Source organism: Streptococcus alactolyticus, from assembly GCF_012277075.1.
GTDB lineage: Bacteria > Bacillota > Bacilli > Lactobacillales > Streptococcaceae > Streptococcus > Streptococcus alactolyticus.
Map to the genome: position 1 here is coordinate 1 of NZ_JAAXMT010000012.1, position 25109 is coordinate 25109.

Sequence of the window (25109 nt, forward strand, 5' to 3'; positions counted from 1 at the left end):
GATCTCTTGTCAATAACTTTTTTAAAGTTTTTTCAAAACCTTTAAGTTATCAACCGTCCCTCGTTGACAGCTTATTCAGTATACTAAATACCTTTTCCTTTGTCAACACTTTTTTAAAATAAAAAATACTCCCAAGTTCTAAGGAAGGCATGAACTTGAGAGTATTTTCTAATTCATTATTTTGCTTCGATTAGTCCAACTTGTCCATCTTCACGACGGTAAAGAACGTTTGTTGTTGCATCTTCTGCGTCAGTGTAAATGAAGAAGTCATGTCCTAAAAGGTCCATTTGAAGAAGCGCTTCATCAATATCCATAGGCTTCAAGCTAACATGTTTTGTACGAACCACTTTTGCTGCTGGTTCTTCTTCGACAGTTTCAGCTTCAAATTCGCTTGTGAAAATATGACTTGTTGGCAATTTTTCACGGTGTTTTTTCGCAATTTTAGTTTTGTTTTTACGAATTTGACGTTCAATTTTGTCTGTTACCAAGTCAATAGAGCCGTACATATCTTGTGAAACATCTTCTGCTCTTAGCATAATAGAATCAACTAAGATGGTCACTTCAACTTTTGCAGTTTTTTCACGGTAAACTTTGAGGTTTACACGCGCGTCCAAAGTTTGTTCGGCATAAAAATATTTCTCAATTTTTCCGAGCTTTGATTCGACATAGTTACGGATAGAGTCAGTTACTTCAATGTTCTCTCCACGAATACTATATTTAATCATAGGCTACCTCTTTCTTGCTTTAAAAAAGCGCTTTCTTTTTATAACTCTATTATACTGCTTTCATGAAAATTTGCAAGTGTTTACCGTGCAATACTAAAACTTTTTACATTTTTAACGCCTGCCTGATGCAATAAATCGTAAATGCCTTTGAGAGTTGCGCCTGTTGTGTAAATATCATCAACAATGAGGACTCGCTCTGGCAATGATTTTTGGCTTTTTATGGTAAAAGGATTTTGACTTTTTAGACGCTCATGTCTGTTTTTATCTGACTGTTTTTGAACATCTGTCTTTTCTAAAATATCTTGATAAGACAGTCCGGCACTATCTAAAAAGGCGGTAACTTGGTTAAATTGCCTGTCTCTTAGCCGCTCTGGGCTAAGAGGAACTGGCACTAAGGTGTAATCTTTGTAGTATTTCAGATGATTTTTAATTGGTTTAGCTAAAACTTGACTTAGTACCATATCTCCTTGAAACTTGTATTTGGAAAAATAGTCTCTCATAAATGCATTATAGGTAAAAAGGGCTTCGTGTTGAACCTGATGGTCTTGTTTTTTCCACTCATGACAATCTAAGCAGGTCCTTATCTCACCTTTTCGAAAACAGGTTGGGCAATGTGAATCCCCAATTTTTTCAAAGCTATTTTGGCAAGTCGAACAGACACCGTCACTGTCTTTTGCCATTAAGATAATGTTTAAAAACCGTTCTGTTTCTGAAAATACCTGACGGCATAGCAAACATTCCACTAAAAACCACCTCTTTTATTCATTTCTTTAATTTCAGCAATTGCCTTAGTCATTGGTTTCGTAATGCCTTCATGTAAAAATAATAGTGCGCCTGTCGGACGCTCCTTGGCACGACCGACACGCCCAGAAATTTGCACGAGGGCACTTTTGGTGTACAGGCGATGGTGGGCTAGCATAACAAAAACGTCCACACAAGGAAAGGTTACCCCTCGCTCCAAAATCGTTGTTGTCACTAAAATCGATAACTCTTGCTGCCTAAATTGATTGACGATTTCCAAACGGTTTTCCGTCTGACTGGACACAAAAGCGATATTTTCGTGTGGCAAATACGTTTTTAAAATCTTTGTAAATACCTGACCTTGTGCGATATTTGGAAAAAAGATGAGTAAGGGATACTTAGTCTGACGCTGTTTTGTCAAGATTTTCATGAAGGCTCTAGGAAGTTGGCCTTTTTGCATGTGCTTTAAAACACCACTCAGCCAAATGTTTTTGGGAACGACGAGAGGATTCGCATGAAATCGTCTAGGTAAATGCAGCTTAGCTAATTTACCGCTTTGCACCTGTTTGTCCAACTGGTCTGTGGAGGTGGCTGTGAGATAAATCTTGCTCCCCTCTTTTTTGAGCGATTGCTCGACTGCGTGATACAACATGTGATTATCCACAAAGGGAAAGGCGTCCACTTCATCAATAATCAACAAATCAAAGGCTTGATAGAATTTCAATAATTGATGAGTTGTTGAAATCACTAGTGGAGCACGTTGGTATTTTTCGGATCCTCCATACAGCAAACTAATCTTACAAGCAAAATCTTGTGACAGACGCTTGTACAATTCAAGGCATACATCAATTCGAGGGCTGGCTAATCCAACACAACCACCATTAGCAATCACGGTCGCAATAGCGTGGTAAATCATCTCTGTCTTACCTGCCCCTGTTACGGCATGGACCAATAAATCTTTTTTAGCCGCGATAGCTTTCAACATGCCTTGCGATATATTTTCTTGATAAGGGGTTAATTGACCCTTCCAAACCAAAACATCTTCTTTTGGAAATGGCTTTTGTGGGAAATAATACAAGGACTGCTGATTTGTATTTCGTCCAAAAACCAGACATTCTCGACAATACAAGGCTCCTGTTTGTAATTGGTAATTCGAGAAAACCTTGCTGCCACAACGACAACACTCTGCATGAGTCTTGTGATCTATCATAGCGGGAAGAGCCTTAGCCTGCTTTTTTAAGGCATCTGTTAATTGTTCTGAAGTAAATAATCTTCCATAATAGTATTCTAATGAGTTCATACTTCTTTATTCGAAAATTTTTGCCAAATAGTCTAAAATTTTGTAGAATTTGGGTATGAACTATAAAACCATTAAAAACGACGGAATTTGTGAAGAAGACATTAAAAAATCACGCTTTATTTGCCAATTGAAACGGATTAGCACTGAGGACGAGGGGCGTCAATTTATCGCGGAGGTCAAAAAAGAACACTACAAAGCCACGCACTCGTGCTCGGCTATGATTGTTGGGGAAGATGCGCTTATCAAACGTTCGAGTGACGATGGAGAGCCCAGCGGAACAGCTGGTGTTCCTATGTTGACCGTATTGGAAAAACAAGGATTAACCAATGTGGTTGCTGTTGTGACACGGTATTTTGGTGGTATTAAGCTGGGAGCTGGTGGGCTGATTCGGGCTTATTCAGGAAGTGTAGCCAATGCTTTAAAAGAGATTGGAATTGTAGAAGTCAAAGAGCAAGAAGGCCTTAAAATCACGCTGACTTATCCACAATACCAAGTTTTTGCTAACTTTTTGCAAGCAGAAAACCTTCAAGAATGCGACACCACTTTTCTTGAGCAGGTTACCACTTTTATTTACCTCGACGCTGATGCTGTCGAAGACGTCAGCCAACGACTCATTGAATTTTACCAAGGAAAAGTCACTTTCCAAAAAGAAGGGGCTAAAATTGTGGAGGTTGACCTGTGATAGCCTATTCTTATCACTTTGATAAAAAATAGGTATTTTACAAATGGGGCTATTGGGATTATACTTTGTCTATCAATTTATCAACGAGGGGTGGTTACATGTCACATATTTATAACTCGATTACAGAATTAGTTGGAAAAACACCGATTGTTAAACTCAATCGCATTGTCCCTGAGGATGCTGCAGATGTTTACATCAAATTAGAAGCTTTTAATCCAGGGTCATCAGTCAAAGATCGCATTGCCTTGCGCATGATTGAGGACGCTGAAAAGAAAGGTATCATCAAACCTGGTGATACTATTGTTGAACCAACATCTGGTAATACTGGGATTGGATTGACTTGGGTTGGCTCTGCTAAAGGCTACAAGGTTATCATCGTCATGCCTGAAACCATGAGTATTGAACGCCGAAAAATCATTCGAGCTTATGGGGCTGAATTGGTCTTGACACCTGGTAGCGAAGGGATGAAAGGTGCCATTGAAAAAGCCAAGGAAATCGCCAAAGAAAAAGGGGCTTGGTTGCCACTCCAATTTGCCAATCCTTCTAACCCTGCGGTTCATGAGGAAACAACAGGTGCTGAAATCATTGACAGCTTTGGCCCAACTGGCTTAGATGCTTTTGTTGCTGGTGTGGGAACTGGTGGAACCATAACAGGAGTTTCACACGCCCTCAAAAAAGCCAACCCTAATGTCAAAGTCTATGCCGTTGAGGCAGATGAGTCGGCCGTCCTTTCAGGTGAAAAACCTGGTCCGCACAAAATTCAAGGGATTTCAGCTGGCTTTATTCCAGAAACTCTTGATGTCAAGGCTTATGATGACATTATTCGAGTGACTTCTGACGACGCCATCGCGACAAGCAGACACTTGGGTAGTCAAGAAGGCTTCCTTGCTGGTATTTCTTCTGGTGCTGCTATTTACGCTGCTATTGAAAAAGCCAAAGAACTGGGCAAAGGCAAAAAAGTTCTTGCTCTACTTCCAGATAATGGCGAACGCTACCTCTCAACAACTTTGTACGATTTTAACGATTAATAGCTTGAACTTGCCATTTACAGCTTCTCTCTATATAAACCAAAAACACCGCGCTAGAGCTTTAAGCTTACTAGCACGGTGTTTTTTTAGTCTTCTTTAGATAAGGTTTTCAAACTTTCTTCAATCCAAATGGGCAAGTGCTGCTCTAAAGGTTCAAAGCCGATTTTATAGTGACTGTTTGAAAAACGATGGTGGCGATGGCCGTAGTTTTTGCCTTCTTCGAGCGTACGAAGCGATAGGCTCACTTTTTTGGTGTATTCGTCAAAATCCACCACCTGAACCAAGACCTGCTCACCGATTTTGAGAAATTGATGGATATTATCCACATATCCTGACTTGATTTCTGAAATGTGAATCAGACCTGTCGTCCCATTATCTAAGGCAACAAAGGCACCATAAGGTTTTATACCTGTTATTGTTCCAGTGAGTTTGTCACCAATTTTCATTCATCCACTACCTCAATTGTTTCGATGACAACATCTTCAACCGGGCGGTCTTGAGCTCCTGTCTCAACATTGGCAATCTCATCCAATACTTTGTATGAAGCGTCATCCATAATTTGTCCAAAGACAGTGTGGCGACGGTCAAGGTGTGGTGTCCCACCTTTAGCAGCATACAATTCAGCGATTGGTTTTGGCCAGCCACCGCGTTCCAATTCTTTTTGAGCATATGGAATTTTGCTATTTTGAACGATGAAGAATTGGCTACCGTTAGTGTTTGGGCCAGCATTGGCCATTGAAAGAGCACCACGAACATTGTAAAGTTCTTCTGAAAATTCATCTTCAAAGCTATCGCCATAGATAGATTGGCCACCCATACCAGTACCTGTTGGGTCACCACCTTGAATCATGAATTCAGGAATAATACGGTGGAAAATGATGCCATCATAATAACCGTCTTTTGCCAAAGCAACAAAGTTAGCTACGGTTTTTGGAGCGTGTTCTGGGAAGAGTTTCATCTTCATATCCCCATGATTTGTTTTAATAATTGCTACTGGACCTTCAACGTTTTCAAGATCAACTTGTGGAAAATGTAATTGTTTTTCTACCAAACCGAATTCCTCCAAGGCATATAAAATGCCATCTTCTTCTACTGTTTTTGTGACAAAGTCAGCTTTTTCTTTGAGTTCAGGGACGGCATTTCCCATTGCTACAGTCAAGCCAACATAGTCAAATATTTCCATGTCATTTGGTCCATCGCCAAACATCATGGCATTTAGAGGTTTCCAATTGTTCTTTTCAAGAACATGAGCCACCCCTGAGGCTTTTGAAATGTCTTTTTGAACGACATCAGATGAATGCTCATGCCAAGGCACTAGACGAATTTGTGACGCTAACTCTTCTGGCAATTGCAATTGGTCATTGCGCTCAGAAAACGTCCACATATGGTAAACATCATTAGTGAGGTAAAAATCAGAGTCAACGTCGCAAATGCCATAAACAGGTTCCAAAGCATTGTCAACTAGGTCGCAACGTTTGGATACCACAGGCTTGTCCTTACCTGCAAAACCGTACTCGATACCTTCTGATTTTGCCCATTCAACGTATTTGGCAACAATATCGCGTGGCAATGGGTTATTTACAATCTCTTGCCCTTTTTTATCAACAACGTAAGTCCCGTTAATAGTGACAAAATAATCAGGCTCCAAGGCTTTGATTTCTGGAACCACACCATAAAGAGCACGTCCTGAAGCAATTCCTGTCAAAATACCTTTGTCTTTTAGGCTTTTAAACACGTATTGAATAGACTCTGGCATATACCCTGTCGCTTTGACACGCAAGGTATCGTCAATATCAAAAAAGACAATTTTTACTTTTTTAGCTTTGTATTTTAGCTTTGCATCCATCTTATCACTGCGGAAAGAGTTTCTAAGCTTTCTCTTTCCATCTCCTTTCTAAATGAGACAAGTACCCTTTTATTATACCATTATTCGTCATCTTGAGAAACTAAATGATGTTTAAAGGCATAAACAACCGCTTGGGTACGGTCATCAACATCTAGTTTAGATAGGATATTAGAAACGTGGGTTTTGACGGTTTTTAAGGAAATAAACAATTCATCAGCAATGGTTTGATTGTCATAACCTTTAGCCAAAAGCCTTAGAATATCACGTTCCCTACCAGTCAAATCTTCATGCAATTCTCTAATGTGGTCGTGATTTTTGATTTTTTTATCCACTTCGGTTTCAATAGCTAAATCCCCACGCGCCACTTTTTGAATAGCATTTAGAATTTCAGCCGCGCTAGACGTTTTTAACATATAACCCTTCGCTCCTGCATTAATGACGGGGTAAACTTTTTCATTATCCAAGTAAGACGTTAGCACGAGAATCTTTGCTTTTTTCCATTTTTTTAAGAGGGTCAAGGTTGCTTCAACCCCATCCATTTCAGGCATCACCAAATCCATTACCACCACATCGGGTTTTAGGTCTAAAGCTAGGTCAATCCCTTCCTTACCATTGCTGGCCTCGCCAATCACCTCAACATCTGGTTGCAAATCCAAAAAACTTTTCAAGCCTAAACGCACCATCTCGTGGTCATCTACTAAAATCACACTAATCTTCTGGGTCATTATTCTCCTCGCTTTTTCCTCCTACTAGGGGAAGACGAATGTCCATCGAAACCCCTTTTCCTTTTTGACTTAGCAATGTCAGCGTCCCAGCCATGTCATCCACACGTTCTTCAATGTTGTTTAACCCATAACTCAATTCACGGTTGGCGTCCATATCAAATCCCACACCGTTATCCACCATTTTGAGCTGAAATTCCGTCGCCGTCTGATTGAGGTAAACTTCCAAACGACTAGCTTTAGCGTGTTTCAAGGTGTTGCTGATAAATTCCTGAGCAATTCGAAAGACATTGTCTTCTATTTTTTTAGGCAATGAGCCAATATGTTTTTTATAAACAACCTCTATATTACTCTTATCTGTTAATTCTTTCAATAGGATATCAAAACCTTCTGAAAGAGTTTTATTTTCTAACTCAGTAGGACGCAAATGCAGCAGCAAAATCCGTAGGTCTTTTTGGGCATTTTGCAACATATTTTCCACAGCTGACAGTTGGACAGCAACTTGTTTTTGCTCAATTTGAGGCAAATTCATCGACAAGCCCGACAAAATCATAGACGAGGCAAATAATTCTTGGCTCACGGTATCATGTAAATCACGCGCGATCCGCTTTCTTTCTTGCTCCACGATTTCCTGACTGCTTTGGATACGACTGTTTTCTGTATTTTGTAAACTAGTCGTCAAATGCCGCATTTTGTTTGAAAGGCGTAACAGATTGGTGTTGATTTCTGTATCTTCATTCAAATCCAGTGGTTGGTTGTTTAAAATACGACGTAAATTTTGATTGACGCCTCGCTTGCTATTATCATCCATAATCACCCACAGCAGCAACAGCAAAATGGTCACGGCGAGAATTAAAAAGACAATGGAGAAAAGGAATTTCCTAGAAACCCAAAAATTGGTAAGAACTTGCTGCAAATGAATGCCAAGGCTGTCTAGCACTACGGCAACAATCGAAATGATGATAATACTTGCATACAAGATAAATAGCAAAAAATAATGTTTTTTCACTTGCGAACCACCTCAATATCTCCAGCCAATGTGCTCACAATGATTTTAACCACTTTGAGAGCTTCCTCGTCTTCGTGCCATAATTTCAAGGATTCATTTCGCAAATCGTATTCCTCAAAATCAAAATAGCGGACACTACCATAAATAGCAGCCGTTTCCAACTTAACAGACACATCAATTGGGACAAGGATTTTAGTTGGTCCATAAATCTTGCGAATGATCACGACATTATTCTTGCCCGTCACAATAACCCTGCTCAAATCAATCGTGTCACTTCCTGTCAGACGGATGATATTGATATCATCAAAGGCGTAAAAATCACTGTCATGCGTGTGCGAGCCTATCCACTGGCTCCGAATGGGCTTAGCTTTTAAATCTTCTTCACGAAATCGGATCAAAGCGTAGCGATTTTTCTTCTTCACTTGGGAAAAATGATTGATAACCACATAAACAACCCCCAGTACAATAGCCATGATAATGTAGGGATTCAACATCAAAATCAAAAACAAAAGCACCAGGCCAATGGTCAATAAAAAATTATGGCGTTGGTCTTGATTGTAAAAGCGAAGAGCCATTAAAATCAAAACAAGAATCAAAATGAAGCTAGATAGATTATTAGACATGATGGTCAGCAGCCCCATCACCAATAGTACGGTTTCGACAACGAGGAAAAATTGAACTTTGCGCATTACTATCCCTTTCTTTTTCTGTCATTTTATCAAAAACTATTTAAAAAATCAGCTGCTAGCAGCTAAGACCAGAAAAACGATGAACCGCTTTTAAACGCAAAAAAGAAGGTGTGAAACCTTCTTTTTTGTTTATTATTTACTTCTAGTTTTCGCTACTTTCTGGCACCGAACTATTATCCACAGTAGTGTCGCTTGATGACGTTGCTGGTGTTTCTGTGCCACTACTGCTACTTGATGAAGATGATGACGGAACCGAACTTGACGCTTTTGATTTAGACGTTTCTGTCGTTGGCGCAGACGGTGTGGTTGGTGTCACTTCTTCATCTGCTGAGAAGTAAAGGGTAACACTGTCATCAAGTTGGTTACCATAGTAAGGCGTTTGAGAAACAACCGTTGCAGAAGCCGACGGTGCAGGTACTTGGCTATAATTGCTTGTTCCTGACGTTGCTTGGTAAACTGTTATATGCGAACTAGGAATACCCAAAGCATTCAAAGCCGCCACAGCTTCTGAATAAGTGTAACCAACTAGATTTGGCATCACAACGGTATCTTCCTCAGCTACTTTAAAGGTAATTTTCTTATCGCCTTTTGGATTAAAGGTTGAGCCTTCGCTCGGACTTTGACTGATAATAGTACCTTCAGGATAATCAGAAGTCGTCACTTTTTCAACTGTGATTTGAGATTCTGACACACCGTGATTGTCAACCAAGTCTTTTATCGCCTCTTCGTAATCCTTACCTGAGTAATCCTTGATTTTAAATCCAGCACTGCCTTTTGACACATAGATGTCAATAGCAGAGCCTTCTTTTTTGGCAGAACCAATTGTCGGGCTAGTCTTGATGACATGGTTTTTCTTAACCGTATCATTATTAACTTTGTGGATGGCACCAACCTCAAGTCCTGATTCTTCGATGGTTTTTTTGGCTTCTGATAAGCTTGTTTCAGCGACATCAGGCACTCTGACAGTCGATGGCGTTGTCAAGGTCAAATAAGTAAAGACCGCAACCACGATAGCCACAATAGCAATCAAAATCTTCATCAACGTTCCTGACATTCGACGCGATTTTTTTTGATGGCTCTTTTTCTTGTTTTGTGGTGGTACTTCCTCAATGTCCTTGCCTTCTTTTTCCTTGGCAGATTTTTGCTTTTGCAATAGCTGCTCGGTTGTTGATGGCACTGAAGTAGTTGTGGTTACTTTTGGTAACGGTTTGGCACTTTCAGTGTCCTCAAAAACAAGCTTAGGCTCGCGACTGCGGTTATAAGAAAGGGCAGTCATCAAATCACGGCTCATTTCATACGTTGACGCATAACGGTCACTGAGACGCTTGGCAGTTGCCTTAATAACCACATTTTCCAAGGCTTGAGGGACATTTTTATTCTCAGCAATAATCGATGGAAGAGGCTTTTGGAAATGTTGCAAAGCAATGGTCACGGCTGAATCCCCATCATAAGGAATGTGACCTGTCAACATTTCAAACAACATAATCCCCATCGCATAAATATCACTTTGGACCGTCGCTTTTGAGCCACGCGCTTGCTCTGGCGACAAATAATGCACACTTCCCAACATGGAATTGGTTTGGGTCAAGCTTGTTTCCGCAAAGGCTACGGCAATACCAAAGTCCGTTACTTTAACCGTTCCGTCTTTGGTTAATAAGATATTTTGGGGTTTCAAATCACGGTGAACAATACCTTGTTGATGGGCTAGGGTCATGGCTGACAAGACTTCTTCCATGATTCTGACCACTTCATTATTAGCAAGCGGTGCGTTATCTTGGATGTATTTTTTCAAATCTGACCCATCAACATATTCCATTACTAGGAATTGCTGTCCGTCTTCTTCACCAATATCTCGGATGGAAACGATATTGGGATGATTAAGCTCTGCCATGGCACGGGCTTCTCGTTGGAAACGTGCTACGGCAATCTGATCTGTCTGATAATTGGTCCGAAGCACCTTGATAGCCACTTCTTCATTATCTAGAATTAAATCTTTTGCTAGATAAACATCCGCCATTCCTCCCCGTCCGATAGATTTAAGGATCCGATAACGACCAGCAAACAACTTGCCAATCTGAATCATTAAACTTCCTCACTTTCAACGTGGATTAAAGCAATAGTGATGTTATCAAGTCCTCCTCTATCATTAGCAAGACTAACGAGCTCTTTATTTTTTTCATCAAGGTTCTTATCTTGATTCAAAATTTCAACGATTTCGTCGTTGGTAATCATATTGGTTAAACCGTCACTATTGATAATCAAATAATCATTTTCTTCTAACATCTGAACACCAAGGTCTGGTTCAACAGGATTAGCTTGTCCAATTGATTGTGTGATGATATTTTTTTGTGGGTGATTAGCCGCTTCTTCTTCTGTTAATTGACCAGCTTTCACCAATTCATTAACCAAAGAATGGTCACTTGTTAAAAGTTGATATTCTCCATGACGCAAAAGGCCAATACGCGAATCGCCCACGTGTGCATAAATCACGTTGTTATCGACAATGGCTAGGGCTTCAACAGTTGTTCCCATGCCTTTGAACTCATCTGTCTGACCAAGTTCGTAAACTTTTTTGTTCTCATTTTCTAATGAAACCAAGAACCAATCACGAATTTGGCTCAATTCGGTATAATCCGTATTCACCCATTCACGTCCAAGATCAGTAACGGTCATTTCACTAGCAATATTACCTGCACGATGACCACCCATACCATCTGCTAAAATGACTAAGGTAATACCCTGTTTGTTATCAAATTTATTAATAAAATCCTGATTGTTTGAACGTTTTTGTCCGATATCAGTTACAAGTGAAATTTTCATAGTTTTTCCTCTGACTGTGTCAGTTTCCTCCTTGAAGTTACAAGATACGTCTGACCTGTCCTATAAAGAACCCGTCGGTATGATATTGCTCTGGAGTGATGACTAAGCAACCATTTTTAACAATATCGTCTTGCGTATGACTCAGGTTTACTTGCTCAAAATTTGGATGAGTGTCTAAAAATTTGCGAATAACTTGAACATTTTCCTCATCAAAAATCGTACAAGTGCTATAAGTTATTATACCACCTTTACGCAAGGTTTGACAAACGCTATCAAGTATTTGCAGCTGAATTTCTTGCAAAGCGGTGAAATCTTGATTGTCTTTGTTGTATTTGATATCCGGTTTTCGACGAATCAGCCCAATACCTGAGCAAGGGGCGTCGACTAAGATTTTATCAAAAGAATCTTCTGCAAAATGCTCATGTACTTTAGTCGCATCTAGTTTTTGCGTTGTGATTTTATCAGCAACGTGAAGGCGCTCGGCATTTTCCATGACCAGTTGTAATTTGTGGTCATACAAGTCAAGTGCTGTGATATGGCCATTGTTGAGGTAAGAGGCCATGTGGGTTGTTTTGCCACCTGGTGCCGCACAAGCATCTAAAATCGTTTCATCGCCTTGAATGGCAAGCGTTGGGGCAACTAACTGGCTGGATTCGTCCTGAATGGTAATATCCCCGTCTGCGAAGTAGCTTGTCCCAGCAAAATGCCCTGATGTTTTTACCAATCCAACAGGAGACAAAAGAGAATTTTCCGCGCCTGTGGCTGCCTTAATCTCAGGCAATTTTTCTGGATTTGTCACACGAATGCTGGCTTTATTGCGGACAAAGAGGCTCTGCATAATAGCCAAAGCTCGCTTCTCACCAAATTGGTCAATTAGCTTTTTAACTAGCCACACGGGTAAAGAATATTGCACCGAATAGCGTTTGTTTTTTCGCTTAATATCTGCTGGTTTGGGCAGTTCTTCTTGAGCAAGGCGACGCAAAACAGCATTGACCAATTTCTCCGCACCTTTTTGGTGGCTGCGTTTTTTAGCAATGGTCACGGCATCATTAACCACCGCGTGCGCAGGCATTTTATCCAAATACAAGAGTTGGTAAAGGCTCAGCATCAAGAGATCGTACACCCAAGGTTCTAGCTCATCGCGGTCTTTGATATAATGCGCTAGGTACCATTCCAACGTGATTTTGCGCGCGACAGTGCCATAGACAATCTCCGTCACCAACGCTTTATCTTTAGGTGATAGCGTGCTTTGCTTGAGTTCTTGATTGAGGGCAATGTTAGAATAAGCCCCGTCCTCAAAGACATTTTCTAAAACGTGTAAGGCTACGCCGCGTGCTTGTTGTTTCCAATCATTCGCCAATAACGTCACCTACCTCAAGTTTGCGTCCGACACCATTTAGAAAATCCACAATGCTCATGCGTGGTTTTCCAGCTGGTTGCACTGTTTTCAGCGCAATAGCACCATCACTAGTGGCCACTACCAATGATTTTTTACCTTTTTCAATGATTTCACCTGGTTTGCCTTGCCCTTGAGCTATACTTGCCTCGTAAATCTTGAAACGTTTGCCGTCAAGCAAAGTATGGGCCACGGGCCATGGATTCAAACCACGAATATGATTGAAAACATCACGCGCTGGTCGATGCCAATCAATGCGTTCTTCTTCTGGGGTAATATTAGGTGAAAAGGTTGCTTGGCTACTGTCTTGTGGCTCAGGGGTGATATTACCTGCAATGTAATCAGGGAGGGTTCTCAACAACAAATCACGGCCTAAAATCGCCAATTTGTCAAACATAGTCCCCACATTATCCTCATCGGTAATCGATGTTGCATCCTTGGCAATCATGTCACCAGCATCCATTTCTTTAACCATTTCCATAATGGTCACGCCAGCTTCTTTGTCACCATTGATAATGGCATAATGAATAGGTGCACCGCCACGGTATTTTGGCAATAGCGATGCGTGAACATTCACCGCAAAATCAACAGAATCCAACAATTTCGTTGGTAAAAATTGCCCAAAAGCAGCCGTCACAATACCATCAGCTCCCAAAGTCATCAGCTCAGCCATTTCTTCTGAACCTGATAATTTTTCAGGCTGATAAACAGGGAGGTTGTGAGCTAGGGCGACTTCCTTAACAGGGGTCATTTTGATTTCCTTTTTGCGCCCAACAGCGCGGTCTGGCTGGGTCACAACTGCTAGGATATTGTAGGCCTTATCAGCTAACAAACCTTCTAAAACGGTCGCTGAAAAATCAGGCGTTCCCATAAAAATAATATTTGTCATGTTTTTTCCTCTCACAAAGATTTTCTTTCATTATAGCATAGTAACGGGCTACATCACATTTTGTGGCTCATAATCAATCACCAAACGCAAATCTTTGTTTTCTGGCAACTGCGTCAAGTCCAAAATCTGATTTAACACGGCTTCCAAATGGTTTTCAAATCGGTATTTCACGATGATTTGGTAGTGGTAAAGATTGTGTGTTCTGGCGATGGGCTTTGGTGTTGGACCAAGAATTTTGATTTTGTCTGACAATTGCTGCTTCAAAAGTTGCAAAATCTCAAATGATTTGCGAGTCACCGTGTGTTCATCCTTGTGTGACAAGGTCAAGCCAACCGTGAAATAATAAGGCGGATAGGCCAGTCGCCGACGAATGTTCATTTCATAGGCGTAAAAGACTTCATAATCCTGCTTTTGAGCCAATTGAATGGCGTAATGATTGGGATTATAGGTCTGAATGAGCACTTCTCCTGTTTTTTCAGCCCGTCCAGCTCGTCCAGCTACCTGAGTCAACAATTGAAAAGTACGTTCGGATGACCTAAAATCAGGTAAATTAAGCGAAGTATCCGCATTTAGCACCCCAACCAAGGTGACATTTGGAAAATCAAGTCCCTTGGCAATCATCTGTGTGCCTAGCAAAATATCCGCTTCATGATGGTCAAAAGCATCCAACAAACGTTGATGAGCCCCTTTTTGACGCGTGGTATCCACATCCATTCGCAAAATACGAGCATGGGGAAAAATACTGGCCAATTCGTCATAGGCTTTCTGGGTTCCTGTGCCATAATACCGAATGCTAGGACTTTGACAATTAGGACAATGACGCGGAATAGCTTTCTCAAAACCACAATAATGGCAATTCATGGTCTTGGTATCCATGTGCAAGGTCAATGAAATATCGCAATTAGGGCACTCATCCACGTAGCCACAATCACGGCACATGATAAAGCTAGAATAACCACGGCGGTTAAGCATGAGCACGATTTGCTCTTTCTTTTCCAAACGGTCCGCAATTTTCTCCAAGAGATATGGCGTGTAATTACTCAATTCTTGTTGCCCAACATAATCCCTGAAATCCACAATCTCAACCTTTGGAATTTTAGCTAAGGGATTGGCACGGTGGGTTAATTGCAAGAAGCGATAAACATCTCGGCTGGCACGTGCACGGCTCTCAATACTTGGAGTCGCAGAACCTAGCAGCAAAACAGCTTTATGGTATTTAGCACGCAAAAGTGCCACATCTCTAGCGTGGTAACGTGGACTCGATTCTTGCTTATAAGTCGCCTCATGCTCCTCATCAATAATAATCGCACCAATATTCTCAACTGGGGCAAAAATAGCCGAGCGAGCACCGACTACCACACGCGCTTGACCAGACTTGATTTTTCGCCACTCATCAAACTTTTCACCATCTGACAAAGCCGAATGCATAATAGCAACTTGCTTGCCAAAACGTGAGATAAAGCGATTGGTCATCTGCGGTGTCAGTGAAATTTCAGGCACTAAAACAATCGCCGTTTTTCCCAGTTTCAAAACCTTATCGATAATATGCAAATACACTTCTGTCTTACCAGAACCTGTAACACCTTCCAGCAAAAACGGCTTGCTTTCTTGTCCAATTTGATTGGTTACCGTATCTACAACCTTTTGTTGCTCAGCATTTAAAGCCAGAAAATCCGTCGTTGCCACATTAAAATACGCATCTGAACGCTTTTTCTCTTTTTCAACAACGGTTATCAAGGCATTATCCACAAAAAATTTGACCACTTCGCGTGAAAAGAGCTGATGCAAATCTGCTAATTTGCCCTCGCTAGGATTTTCCAACAAGTAATCACGCAAGGCCAAACGCTTTTTAGCGCGGTTGGAAATAGCTGCCAGATGAAGTTGTTCAACTTGAACCTGATAATATTTTTCCGTTTTGATGCTTTTCTTGTCCTTAGCCAAATAGGTCACTGAAAGCTTGCCATTGTGCACCAATTGGGACACCAGCTTAATTTCATCTTGGGATAAAGACGAATACAAGCGGCTCTCATCTTGCCCAAACAAAGCCAACCTATCTGCCTCACCTAATGTATCCATAGGCATCAAACGCTTATCATAATGCGAATTCAAGAGATTAGGCAGCATGGCTTTTAAGATTGAAATTTTATAAGAAAAAACGGTGTGGCGCATTTGATCTGCTAAAAACAGCTGCTCTTCGTTTAAAACAGGCTCAAAATCCAAAACCGCTTCAATGGCTTTCAAGCCGTCAAGGTCTTGTCCTGACGTCTCCAAAAAACCAACGACAAAGCCCTGTAAGAGCCTGTTGCCACGACCAAAAGGCACATGAACCCTAGAACCGAGCTGAATTTGTTGGCAAAACACTTCTGGAACAAGGTAAGAAAAAAGCTTATCTGTCTGCTTCAGCGGGATATCTACAATCACCTGTGCTATTTTCATCTTCACTTCCCTTTCTGGCTGGTCTTGCCCTTGAGGGCTAAAATGTTAGTTATAAGAAAAATCTAAGATAAAACACCTTAGATTTTTTCGCCTTCTTCTTTTTCTTTTGCAATTTGTTCTTTGATTTTACGTTCTTCTTCTTCTTTTTCTAAACGTTGAGCTTCGATGTGAGCACGAACAGCTGCGCGTTTAGCTTCTGGATTTGGGTGAATCACCACGTTCCCTGATTCAATTTCTTCAAGGGCTTGCAAGGTTGGTTTCACAGAAGTAAAGGTTTGTGTTGGTTTAGCCCCTGCTTCTAACTCATGAGCACGTTTGGCTTGAAGAATACAAAGAGAATACTTTGAAGGAACCTTATCCAATAAAGTATCGATAGAAGGTTTTAACATCATAGCTATTGGTTTCCTTTCTTAATCAATGTGCTTAATCATATCATTGTAGCGACCAATCACACGGTCCACACGGAAATGCTCCACTTCAATAATGCGTTTCACTCGCTCAGCAGCCAAAGGCACTTCATCATTAACAACAGCATAGTCGTATTCGCGCATCAAGGCAATTTCTTCTTTCGCGCGCTCGATACGTTGGCGAATCACTTCCTCGCTGTCAGTTCCTCTTCCAACCAAGCGGTCTTTTAATTCATCTAAATCTGGTGGTGTTAAGAAGATAAAGACACCGTCTGGCACTTTTTTCTTAACCTGAAGGGCACCTTGAACCTCAATTTCAAGGAAAACGTCAATTCCTTTATCAAGCGTTTCATTCACGTAAGTGAGCGGTGTACCGTAGTAGTTCCCAACGTACTCGGCGTATTCCAACATTTGACCTTTTTTAATCAAGTCCTCGAATTCTTCACGAGTTCTGAAAAAGTAATCAACACCATCAACTTCTCCTGGTCGTTTTGGACGTGTCGTCATAGAAACAGAATATTCAAATTGATGATCTGGTGTAGAAAAAATTTCTTGGCGAACTGTTCCCTTACCAACTCCAGAAGGTCCTGAGAAAACAATTAACAAACCACGTTCGGCCATGCCACTCTCCTTACTATAAAATACAAGTGAAGTTTTATCTTTTATCAATTAAACTACAGATTAGTGTACCAAAAATACTGGTATTTTTCAAGGCATTTTAGCCGCTTGTCTAAAGCAAAAGGAAGTACCTTTTCAGCACCTCCTTTTTACAGCGTTTTATTTGGCGTAATCCACGGCACGAAGTTCTCGAATAACGGTCACCTTGATGTTTCCTGGATAATCCAAATTATTTTCAATTTTCTCACGAACCTTGTGGGCTAGGATGGTCACTTCGTCGTCTGAAATTTTATTCGGTTGGACAACGATGCGAATTTCACGCCCTGCTTGAAGGGCATAACTGCTCTTAACACCATCAAAGCTTGTCGCAATATTTTCCAAATCACGCAGACGTTTAATGTAATTTTCCATAGATTCATTACGAGCACCTGGGCGGGCAGAACTCAAGGCATCCGCAGCGGCTACAAGCACAGCAATGACGCTTTCAGGCTCCACATCACCATGGTGACTGGCGATGGCATTGACAACCACTGGGCTTTCCTTGTACTTGCGAGCAAATTCGGCACCAATTTCAACGTGGCTTCCTTCCACTTCACGGTCAATCGCTTTCCCCATGTCATGCAAAAAGCCTGCACGTCGAGCCAAAGCCACATTTTCACCCAGTTCTCCAGCTAAAATACCAGCCATTTTACCGACTTCAATCGAGTGTTGAAGAACGTTTTGGCCATAAGAAGTTCTGAAATGAAGGCGTCCCATAATCTTGATGAGATCAGGGTGAAGGTTAAGGGCACCAATTTCAAAGGCTGCTGCTTCACCGTATTCACGGATGCGGTGATCCATTTCTAGGCGATTTTTTTCAACCAATTCTTCAATACGAGCTGGGTGAATACGGCCATCTTGGATCAAAGCTTCAAGGGTCAAGCGGGCAATTTCACGACGAACGGGGTCAAATCCTGACAAGACCACCACTTCAGGAGTATCATCAATGATAACATCCACACCTGTCAAGCTTTCAAAGGTCCGAATATTACGCCCTTCGCGTCCAATGATACGTCCCTTCATGCTGTCATCTGGCAAGTGGACCGTGGTGATGGTTTGCTCAGCCACATATTCCCCAGCCATACGTTGCATGGCCTGCGCCAAAATGTCTTTCGCCATTTTGCTTGACTTGTCACGAATCTCACGTTCGGCGTCTTTGATTTTCGTTGCAATTTCGTGTGTCAAGTTATTTTCCGTTTCGGTCAAAATAACCTCACGCGCTTCTGCAATAGTCATCACTGCGACACGTTCCAATTCAGCTTGCTTTTGGCCTTCTAGCTCTCCAATTTGTTTTTCACGCTCATTAATATGCTTAGTTTTATCGGTCAGACTCTGCTCTTTGCTTTCCAACAATTTTTCTTTGTTAGTTAAGTTCTCGTCTTTTCGGTCAAGAGAATAAGCACGTTCTGTCAAACGTATTTCTAACTGCTTTAACCCTTGTCTTTCAGACTTGAATTCTTTTTCAATCTCTTCACGATATTTTCTAGCCTCTTCTTTAGCTTCGATTAGCATCTCTTTGCGGTGAGATTTGCTTTCTCGCTCTGCTGTTTGTCGAATCTGCTCTGCTTCTTGCTCAGCTTTTCCACGTAAGTTTACAGCATCTTGTTCGGCATTTAAAAGAGTGAGTTCTGCCGCTTTCTTTGCAGACTTCAGTCTAATCGAAATCAAGGCATAACCAACTATCAAACCAATGAGGGCAAAAACAATCAAAATAATAATATCTGTCACGTTTTTACCTCAATATTCTATTTTTAATATTTTCTACTAATTCTATTTTCATTAATAGAAAACTACTTTCCAGTTTACCATAAAACGAATTTTTTCACAATTTAAAATTTTAAAGCGTTTTAATAAATTTTATGTTATGATAGGAATACTAGTAAAAAGGGGGGTTATTATGTCTAAAAAAGAGGTTACCGTAGAAAGCTTTGAATTGGACCATACAATTGTGAAAGCACCATACATTCGCCTGATTTCACAAGAAAAAGGGCCTGTTGGTGATGTTATTTCTAACTTTGATGTGCGTTTGGTACAACCAAATGAAAATGCCATCCCAACCGCAGGACTACACACGATTGAGCATTTATTTGCTAAATTAATTCGTGAACGCATTGATGGTATGATTGACTGCTCTCCTTTTGGATGCCGCACAGGTTTTCATTTGATGATGTGGGGTGAGCACAACACGACAGAAATTGCCCAAGTCATCAAATCTAGCCTCGAAGAAATCGCTAATGTCACAACTTGGGATGACGTCCCAGGTACAACCATTGAATCTTGCGGAAACTACAAGGACCACAGTCTTTTTACTGCAAAAGAATGGGCAAAAGTCATTTTACAAGACGGCATTTCAGACGACCCATTTGAACGCCATGTCATCTAAGACCACACAAAAAGCAGAGAAGGCTTAAATGCTCTCTGCTTTTTCGTTTGCTTTCATTTTAGTGGAATTGCATACCGCCGTCCACGATAATGGTTTGTCCTGTGATGTAGTCTGAATCTGGACCAGCTAAAAAACTAACGGCATTGGCTACGTCCTCAGGTTCTGAAAGGCGTTGTAGGGTGATGTCTTTGGCAAAAGTTTGCATTCCCCATTCGTCATCTTTGCCAGCATTTTTGCCTACTTCGTGAGCGATACTATACATCATTGGTGTCTTAACAATACCTGGAGCATAGGCATTTACTGTAATGCCGTCCTTAGCCAAATCACGCGCCAAGGTCTGCGTAATACCACGCACAGCAAATTTACTGCCACCATAAACCGTCAGATTGGGATTGCCGACGACCCCTGCTTGCGACGTTGCATTGATGATTTTACCGCCGTGTCCTAATGCCTTGAACTGAGCCAACGCAGCCTGCGCTCCCCAAATAACACCTCCAACATTAATAGCAAAAGTGCGTTCAAAGACTTCTTCTGTAATGCTTTCTAGCGGCGTTGTCGGAGCAACACCAGCGTTATTGACCACGACAGACAAATCACCAAAATGCTCAACAACTTTAGCAAAGGCGGCAGCGACTTCTTCACGTTTTGACACGTCCGCCACGACAGGCAAGGTATTTGTCGGTGAAATGTCTTGCGCAGCTTTTTCAGCTGTTTCTTGATTGTAATCAAGAATACCAATTTTAAAACCGTCAGCGTGCAAACGTTTAGCAATCGCCAAACCAATTCCCTGACCAGCACCAGTCACAATAGCAACTTTTACCATCTTTATCACCTCGTATTCTGTTTTATTACTGCAATTATAGCGCTTACATTTTATAGCGTCAATTTTTTTCTCTGAAAATCACACTATTTTTGAAAATACTTTTCGACTAAAAAATAACTTTTCTGATAGCATAAAAGAAGACCTTACGGTCCTCTTTTATAGTTTTAGTAATCCAAGGCATCTGAATGACCAGCAGCATTTCCGACGAAGTAACCCGTTTTACAGTTGATAGAGAACAGATAAGTTCCATCAGCCTTGAACATATTGTAGTAACCATTGTCGTTGATGATATTGACTTTTTCTAAGATAAAGTCATTTCCTGAGAAATAGCCACGTGCGTGTGAGGTATCAATGATTTTTTCAAGGACACCTGGTGCAAAGGTCCAAGCTGGGTTGCTTGAGTCTGCAATCGCACTTTCATTATAAGGCACACGGCTAAGATTGCGTTGCAAAATAGCAGGATTGTAAGACGTAATACCGTAGCTTGTCGCTCCTGAAACGCTGGCTGTTGCAGGTGTTGACGTATCTGATGATGCTTCTTGCGTTGTTGAGCTAGCTTCCGTTTGACTTTGCTCACTGTCACTTGCTTCTGTTGAAGAGTCAGGCGCTTCGCTTGAACTTGATGATGAACTAGCTGCTTCACTGCTACTTGCAGCGGCTTCATTACTAGCAGCTGTTGCTTGTTCCAATTGTTCTTTACCATCAGTTATCGCTGATTGTAACAAGGTATCTAGTTTAGCATTGCCTGTTTTTAGCAAGTCGCTTGATAATTGGTCAAAGTTAGCATCTGATTTCACCGTTGCAGAAACTTTTTTACCATCAACAATCACATCAGATTCGAAGCGTTTGTTGACAGATTGGATGGCTTCAATTTGTTTATCCAAGGCATCATAATCTTTTTTGGCTGCATCGTATGACTTGGTACCTTTCAAAGCATCCAATTTTTCTTTCAAGGTTGGCAGATTTGAAAAAGCGCTGTTTTTCAAGCTGGTTTTCTTATCATCTGTAAAGAATGAATCATAATAAGAATCAAAGGCTGATGCTGCTTTTTTCTCTTTTGATGATTCTTCTGACGATGTTTTAGTGACCGACGTATTTGACTGCACTGTTTTAGAGTCGTTTTTATTGGCATTCAAACCATAGGCAATCCCAAAAATAGCAAGCACCAAAGTTGCTACACCACCAATAATAAAGGTTCTTGTGAGCTTTTTAGGCTCCTCATCTCCCCAAGCGTCATCGTCGTCCTTTTCCTCAGTAAAGGCAGGACTACTAACAGCAGGGGTAGGCTCTGGGCTAACAGATGGTTCTGGTTTGATGTCTGCTGGCTCTGTTGCCTCTTGCTCTGGCTGGGGTTGAGGTTCTGGCTGCTCGTCCTTGATTTGAAAAGCAGGCGTTTCCTCCTGTGGCCTAGCATCCGCTTTTTCAGTAGCATCTTCTACTGGGACAGCTTTAGGTTCAGGAGTAGGTGTTTCAGCCTGCTTAGGTAAATCGCTTTTTAGGGCTGCATTGCCAATAATTCCTTTTTGAGCCAATTCTTCGCGTTGCTTTTTGATAAAATCATCCAAAGCTAACGTGTCCAAATCATCAAAATCCGATATTTTTGACTCAAATTTTTGTGATGTGACTTCGTCTTTATGTTCTTTAATATACTTATCCAACACCCCGTCAGAATCACCTGCACTGGCTTTGATTTCAGAATTCTTTTGTGCAACTTCTTCAACGGTCATGTATTTGACATCTTGTAAATCCAAGCCATCTTGCTCTTGAGAAGATGGGTTTTCTTTCTTTTCTGACACGCTTGTTCACCTCTCTACATCAGATTTCTATATCACATAGGCTCTTAACTGCTAGCTAATCTCACTTATCTTTGGTTGATGGCACGGCAGAGCGTTTGACACGTTCGCCATAAAATTGATACAAATCAACCCTCAGTGTTCCATTATAAAGTTTTCGTTTTTTATCAGCCTGCGAGCCGTATTTGCGTTCAAACTGTTCATCACTGGTCAAGATGAATTTGCTCCATGTTTTGAGCGGAGCAAAAGTTTGTCCCATCTCATTATACAAGATGTCCACCGCTTTGTCATCCAGCAATCGTTCGCCATAAGGTGGGTTTGATATGATAACACCGTTGATTTTATCGGTTTTTAAATCTTGAAGACGCATTTGTTTCAATTGGATGACATCTGCAAGTCCTGCTTCTTGTGCGTTCTTTTTCGCAATCTCAATCATCCGACCATCAATATCAAAACCTGAAATATCAAGCTCAATATCATAATCGGCTTTTGCTTCAGCCTCGTCACGAACTTGTTGAACCAAATCCGCATCGACCCAATTCCATGCTTCAAAAGCAAAATCACGGTTAAAACCAGGAGCAATGTTCATGCCAATCATAGCCGCCTCAATGCAGAAAGTCCCTGAACCACAGGTTGGGTCGATAAAAGGCTTATCGGGATACCAATTAGATAACTCAATGATAGCTGCGGCCATGTTTTCTTTAATCGGAGCACCACCTTTTTCCACACGGTAACCACGTTTAAAGAGGCTAGCCCCCGTTGTATCAATCATGACCGTTGCCTTGTCCTTCAAAATGGATACTTCAATTTTAAATTCTGCACCATTTTCCTGCAAAGGCACACCGTCAGGACGGTGATACACTTTTTGCAATTTTTTCACGACCGCTTTTTTACTAATAGCTTGAACACTTGGCTCATTGTGAAGCTTTGATTTCACACATTTGGCCTTGGCAATGGGAAATTTAGCCCCCAAAGGCAAGTAATTTTCCCAATCAAGCGCATAAACGCCTTGGAACAATTCTTCAAAGGTACGTGCTGGAAATTCCCCCACGACAATCTTGATGCGGTCAGCCGCTCGTAGCCAGAGATTGGTCGTAATGATCGTTCTTACATCCCCTTGAAAATGCACCTTCCCATTTTCAACCTGGCACTCAATTCCTAAATCACGAATTTCACGCCCGACAATCGCCTCCAGCCCCGCAGCCGATGTCGCTACTAAATTAAAGTTTTTCTTCATTCCTTAATTCCTATTTCATCAAATACTTATCTATAAGTGTATCACGTTTTACGGTTTTTGAACCATTAAAATATCAGTTATTTGCAAAATAAAAGCTAGCCTAAGCTAGCTCAACCTATATGCAATTTTCTATAAGCCATGTTTTGTTCCAGAGGTAACTAGGTCTTACCTCCTTCGATAATCATCTGTCTACTGTTTCCAGTCAGGATAGATTGTTCGTCTTCCAACTATCCCATGCCCCTACCAAAGTTTGGGTTGCTAGCTTGAGGGGTTTACCGCGTTCCACTTTTTAGGTTTCCCTAAAAACTACGTCACTGTGGCACTTTCAGAGCAACTCAGACCTATCTAACGACTTAGTCCTTTCGCTCGCCGTAACACCTTCCAAAAAGATGTCCCTAGGCTTATTGATTCACCTAGCACAAACACTACCAGCATCACAGCCGGTGCTAGCATGGACTTTCCTCATGATACCAAATGCACCACGCGATTATCCAAAAATTGCACGTTTTTTATAACTCAAGCACTAAGGCTTAAATTACCCATTGATTTGTTTACCAAAGACTTCTTTTTCCAAACGGCTAATGCGTTTCAAAATATCGAAGTTAGTTGCAGATTGTGCCACACGTGTTTGTTGTGCACTTGCTGCTTGCGAAGAAACGTATGATGATTGCGCATTTGCCTTAGATTTTGCTGCTAATTGTTGTTTTAAGCGGTCATTTTCTTCGCGTAATTCTTGAATTTGTGTGAGATAACTTTCGTAATCTTGGATCACATTATCCAAAAATTCGTCAATTTCTTTCTTATCGTAACCACGCATGCTGGTTTTAAACTCTTGTTCAAAAATGTCCTTAGGACTATAAATAATACTTGCCATTCTATCTCTCCAACCAAAACCATTCTAAGGCACATGAAATCATGATACCAAATTATATAGTACAGAAATATTAGAGAAAAATCAAGCATTTACTTCTAATTTTCTTGTGACCGATACGTCTTACCAATCTTCTAAAAATTCATTTAAACGCTCAAAAGTCAAAAAAGTAATAGGGTAATCTGCTTGTTCTTGCATGACTTTTAACAAATATTTCAATTGGGTTTCATTTTCAGTATCATAAAAAAGGTAGGCACCTTGCGTGTTTTGAACCAAAAAGTGATTATATTGTCGAAATTGTGATGGGTTCTCATAGCTTTCGTAGGCGTATTTGACAAAATCAACCTGCTTGAAATCTGCCAATTTGGCTTGATTGGCTTCGTTCCACTGTTGGCCTTGAGTTTCAAAGGTGAAAAGCGTGGCAATTTGAAAAGGGTAATCCGCCTGCAATTTCTTAGCCACTTGCAGTGCCCAATATTCAAAGCCAAGATTGCCCGTGAAAATAAACCACTCCACCCCTTCTTCAAGATAATGGATAAGGTCTTTTCGAATGGCCGCCTTGATCACATCAATGCGTGGGTCCTTATCTTGAAAAATGCTCAATTCAAATCCGCGGTACCCCGTCACAAGAATTGCGTTCATATCTGCCTCCTTT

Annotated in this window: 24 protein-coding genes and 1 other RNA gene; 3 read left to right on the forward strand and 22 right to left on the reverse strand. The window is 41.0% G+C overall.

Translation table 11 applies throughout. The features are described from left to right. Positions 1 to 176: 176 nt before the first annotated feature. The 3 genes from hpf to HFK82_RS07370 all read right to left on the reverse strand — a co-directional run bounded on the left by hpf (position 177) and on the right by HFK82_RS07370 (position 2766). On the reverse strand, positions 177 to 725 hold the full coding sequence (gene hpf / locus HFK82_RS07360; protein WP_168261312.1) for a ribosome hibernation-promoting factor, HPF/YfiA family: 549 nt from the start codon (positions 723 to 725) through the stop codon (positions 177 to 179). Positions 726 to 805: 80 nt separating this feature from the next. Then, complete coding sequence (locus tag HFK82_RS07365) at positions 806 to 1468, reverse strand: ComF family protein (RefSeq protein ID WP_168261313.1); 663 nt, start codon at positions 1466 to 1468, stop codon at positions 806 to 808. After that, on the reverse strand, positions 1468 to 2766 hold the full coding sequence (locus HFK82_RS07370; protein ID WP_168261314.1) for an ATP-dependent helicase ComFA: 1299 nt from the start codon (positions 2764 to 2766) through the stop codon (positions 1468 to 1470). The genes HFK82_RS07365 and HFK82_RS07370 overlap by 1 nt, the downstream gene beginning before the upstream one ends. 55 nt (positions 2767 to 2821) lie before the next feature. Between HFK82_RS07370 and HFK82_RS07375 the strand changes: the two genes are divergently transcribed. Next, entirely contained in the window at positions 2822 to 3448 is a 627-nt protein-coding gene (locus HFK82_RS07375; RefSeq protein ID WP_154454633.1) for a YigZ family protein, read from the forward strand. Between the two features lie 98 nt (positions 3449 to 3546). Next, positions 3547 to 4476 carry a cysteine synthase A gene (gene cysK, locus HFK82_RS07380; RefSeq protein ID WP_168261315.1) on the forward strand — a complete coding sequence of 310 codons (930 nt, stop codon included), beginning with the start codon at positions 3547 to 3549 and terminating at the stop codon, positions 4474 to 4476. A gap of 86 nt (positions 4477 to 4562) precedes the next feature. Here cysK and HFK82_RS07385 read toward each other — a convergent pair whose 3' ends face one another. The 13 genes from HFK82_RS07385 to HFK82_RS07445 all read right to left on the reverse strand — a co-directional run bounded on the left by HFK82_RS07385 (position 4563) and on the right by HFK82_RS07445 (position 19075). Further along, entirely contained in the window at positions 4563 to 4922 is a 360-nt protein-coding gene (locus HFK82_RS07385) for a S1 RNA-binding domain-containing protein (protein WP_154454635.1), read from the reverse strand. Beyond that, a complete protein-coding gene (locus HFK82_RS07390) occupies positions 4919 to 6322 on the reverse strand; it encodes a bifunctional Cof-type HAD-IIB family hydrolase/peptidylprolyl isomerase (protein WP_154454636.1) in 1404 nt (467 codons plus the stop codon). The genes HFK82_RS07385 and HFK82_RS07390 overlap by 4 nt, the downstream gene beginning before the upstream one ends. Before the next feature lie 80 nt (positions 6323 to 6402). After that, positions 6403 to 7047 (reverse strand): response regulator transcription factor, encoded by a 645-nt coding sequence (locus HFK82_RS07395; RefSeq protein WP_168261316.1) that lies wholly within the window; start codon positions 7045 to 7047, stop codon positions 6403 to 6405. Beyond that, positions 7031 to 8053 carry an envelope stress sensor histidine kinase LiaS gene (locus HFK82_RS07400; protein WP_168261317.1) on the reverse strand — a complete coding sequence of 341 codons (1023 nt, stop codon included), beginning with the start codon at positions 8051 to 8053 and terminating at the stop codon, positions 7031 to 7033. Before HFK82_RS07400 ends, HFK82_RS07395 begins: the two co-directional genes overlap by 17 nt. Beyond that, positions 8050 to 8742 (reverse strand): cell wall-active antibiotics response protein LiaF, encoded by a 693-nt coding sequence (gene liaF / locus HFK82_RS07405; protein ID WP_154454638.1) that lies wholly within the window; start codon positions 8740 to 8742, stop codon positions 8050 to 8052. Before liaF ends, HFK82_RS07400 begins: the two co-directional genes overlap by 4 nt. A gap of 142 nt (positions 8743 to 8884) precedes the next feature. After that, complete coding sequence (gene pknB / locus HFK82_RS07410) at positions 8885 to 10825, reverse strand: Stk1 family PASTA domain-containing Ser/Thr kinase (protein ID WP_168261318.1); 1941 nt, start codon at positions 10823 to 10825, stop codon at positions 8885 to 8887. Further along, positions 10825 to 11562, reverse strand: coding sequence for a Stp1/IreP family PP2C-type Ser/Thr phosphatase (locus HFK82_RS07415; protein WP_154454640.1), 738 nt, complete (start codon positions 11560 to 11562; stop codon positions 10825 to 10827). Before HFK82_RS07415 ends, pknB begins: the two co-directional genes overlap by 1 nt. 37 nt (positions 11563 to 11599) lie before the next feature. After that, positions 11600 to 12922, reverse strand: a complete 1323-nt coding sequence (rsmB, locus tag HFK82_RS07420; RefSeq protein ID WP_154454641.1) for a 16S rRNA (cytosine(967)-C(5))-methyltransferase RsmB — start codon at positions 12920 to 12922, stop codon at positions 11600 to 11602. Further along, positions 12912 to 13847: a methionyl-tRNA formyltransferase gene (gene fmt, locus HFK82_RS07425; protein ID WP_168261319.1), complete on the reverse strand. Its 936-nt coding sequence runs from the start codon at positions 13845 to 13847 to the stop codon at positions 12912 to 12914. The genes rsmB and fmt overlap by 11 nt, the downstream gene beginning before the upstream one ends. 48 nt (positions 13848 to 13895) lie before the next feature. Next, on the reverse strand, positions 13896 to 16289 hold the full coding sequence (locus HFK82_RS07430; protein ID WP_336498486.1) for a primosomal protein N': 2394 nt from the start codon (positions 16287 to 16289) through the stop codon (positions 13896 to 13898). Between the two features lie 71 nt (positions 16290 to 16360). Beyond that, complete coding sequence (gene rpoZ, locus HFK82_RS07435; RefSeq protein WP_154454644.1) at positions 16361 to 16675, reverse strand: DNA-directed RNA polymerase subunit omega; 315 nt, start codon at positions 16673 to 16675, stop codon at positions 16361 to 16363. 18 nt (positions 16676 to 16693) lie between these two features. Beyond that, positions 16694 to 17311 carry a guanylate kinase gene (gene gmk, locus HFK82_RS07440; protein ID WP_154454645.1) on the reverse strand — a complete coding sequence of 206 codons (618 nt, stop codon included), beginning with the start codon at positions 17309 to 17311 and terminating at the stop codon, positions 16694 to 16696. A 156-nt stretch (positions 17312 to 17467) separates the two neighbouring features. Next, positions 17468 to 19075: a ribonuclease Y gene (locus tag HFK82_RS07445; RefSeq protein ID WP_168261321.1), complete on the reverse strand. Its 1608-nt coding sequence runs from the start codon at positions 19073 to 19075 to the stop codon at positions 17468 to 17470. Between the two features lie 169 nt (positions 19076 to 19244). Here HFK82_RS07445 and HFK82_RS07450 point away from each other — a divergent pair, with 169 nt between their 5' ends. Further along, entirely contained in the window at positions 19245 to 19730 is a 486-nt protein-coding gene (locus tag HFK82_RS07450) for an S-ribosylhomocysteine lyase (protein ID WP_154454646.1), read from the forward strand. Between the two features lie 58 nt (positions 19731 to 19788). Here HFK82_RS07450 and HFK82_RS07455 read toward each other — a convergent pair whose 3' ends face one another. From HFK82_RS07455 to HFK82_RS07480, 6 genes are all read right to left on the reverse strand, one after another. Then, on the reverse strand, positions 19789 to 20553 hold the full coding sequence (locus HFK82_RS07455; RefSeq protein ID WP_168261322.1) for a (S)-acetoin forming diacetyl reductase: 765 nt from the start codon (positions 20551 to 20553) through the stop codon (positions 19789 to 19791). Positions 20554 to 20717: 164 nt separating this feature from the next. Continuing rightward, positions 20718 to 22349 (reverse strand): cell division site-positioning protein MapZ family protein, encoded by a 1632-nt coding sequence (locus HFK82_RS07460; RefSeq protein WP_168261323.1) that lies wholly within the window; start codon positions 22347 to 22349, stop codon positions 20718 to 20720. Between the two features lie 61 nt (positions 22350 to 22410). Next, positions 22411 to 23583 (reverse strand): THUMP domain-containing class I SAM-dependent RNA methyltransferase, encoded by a 1173-nt coding sequence (locus tag HFK82_RS07465; protein WP_168261324.1) that lies wholly within the window; start codon positions 23581 to 23583, stop codon positions 22411 to 22413. Between the two features lie 127 nt (positions 23584 to 23710). After that, positions 23711 to 24082, reverse strand: an RNA gene (gene rnpB / locus HFK82_RS07470) — RNase P RNA component class B. A 36-nt stretch (positions 24083 to 24118) separates the two neighbouring features. Then, a complete protein-coding gene (gpsB, locus tag HFK82_RS07475) occupies positions 24119 to 24457 on the reverse strand; it encodes a cell division regulator GpsB (protein WP_168261325.1) in 339 nt (112 codons plus the stop codon). A 120-nt stretch (positions 24458 to 24577) separates the two neighbouring features. Continuing rightward, entirely contained in the window at positions 24578 to 25096 is a 519-nt protein-coding gene (locus HFK82_RS07480) for an SLOG family protein (RefSeq protein WP_154454650.1), read from the reverse strand. Between the last annotated feature and the right edge of the window lie 13 nt (positions 25097 to 25109).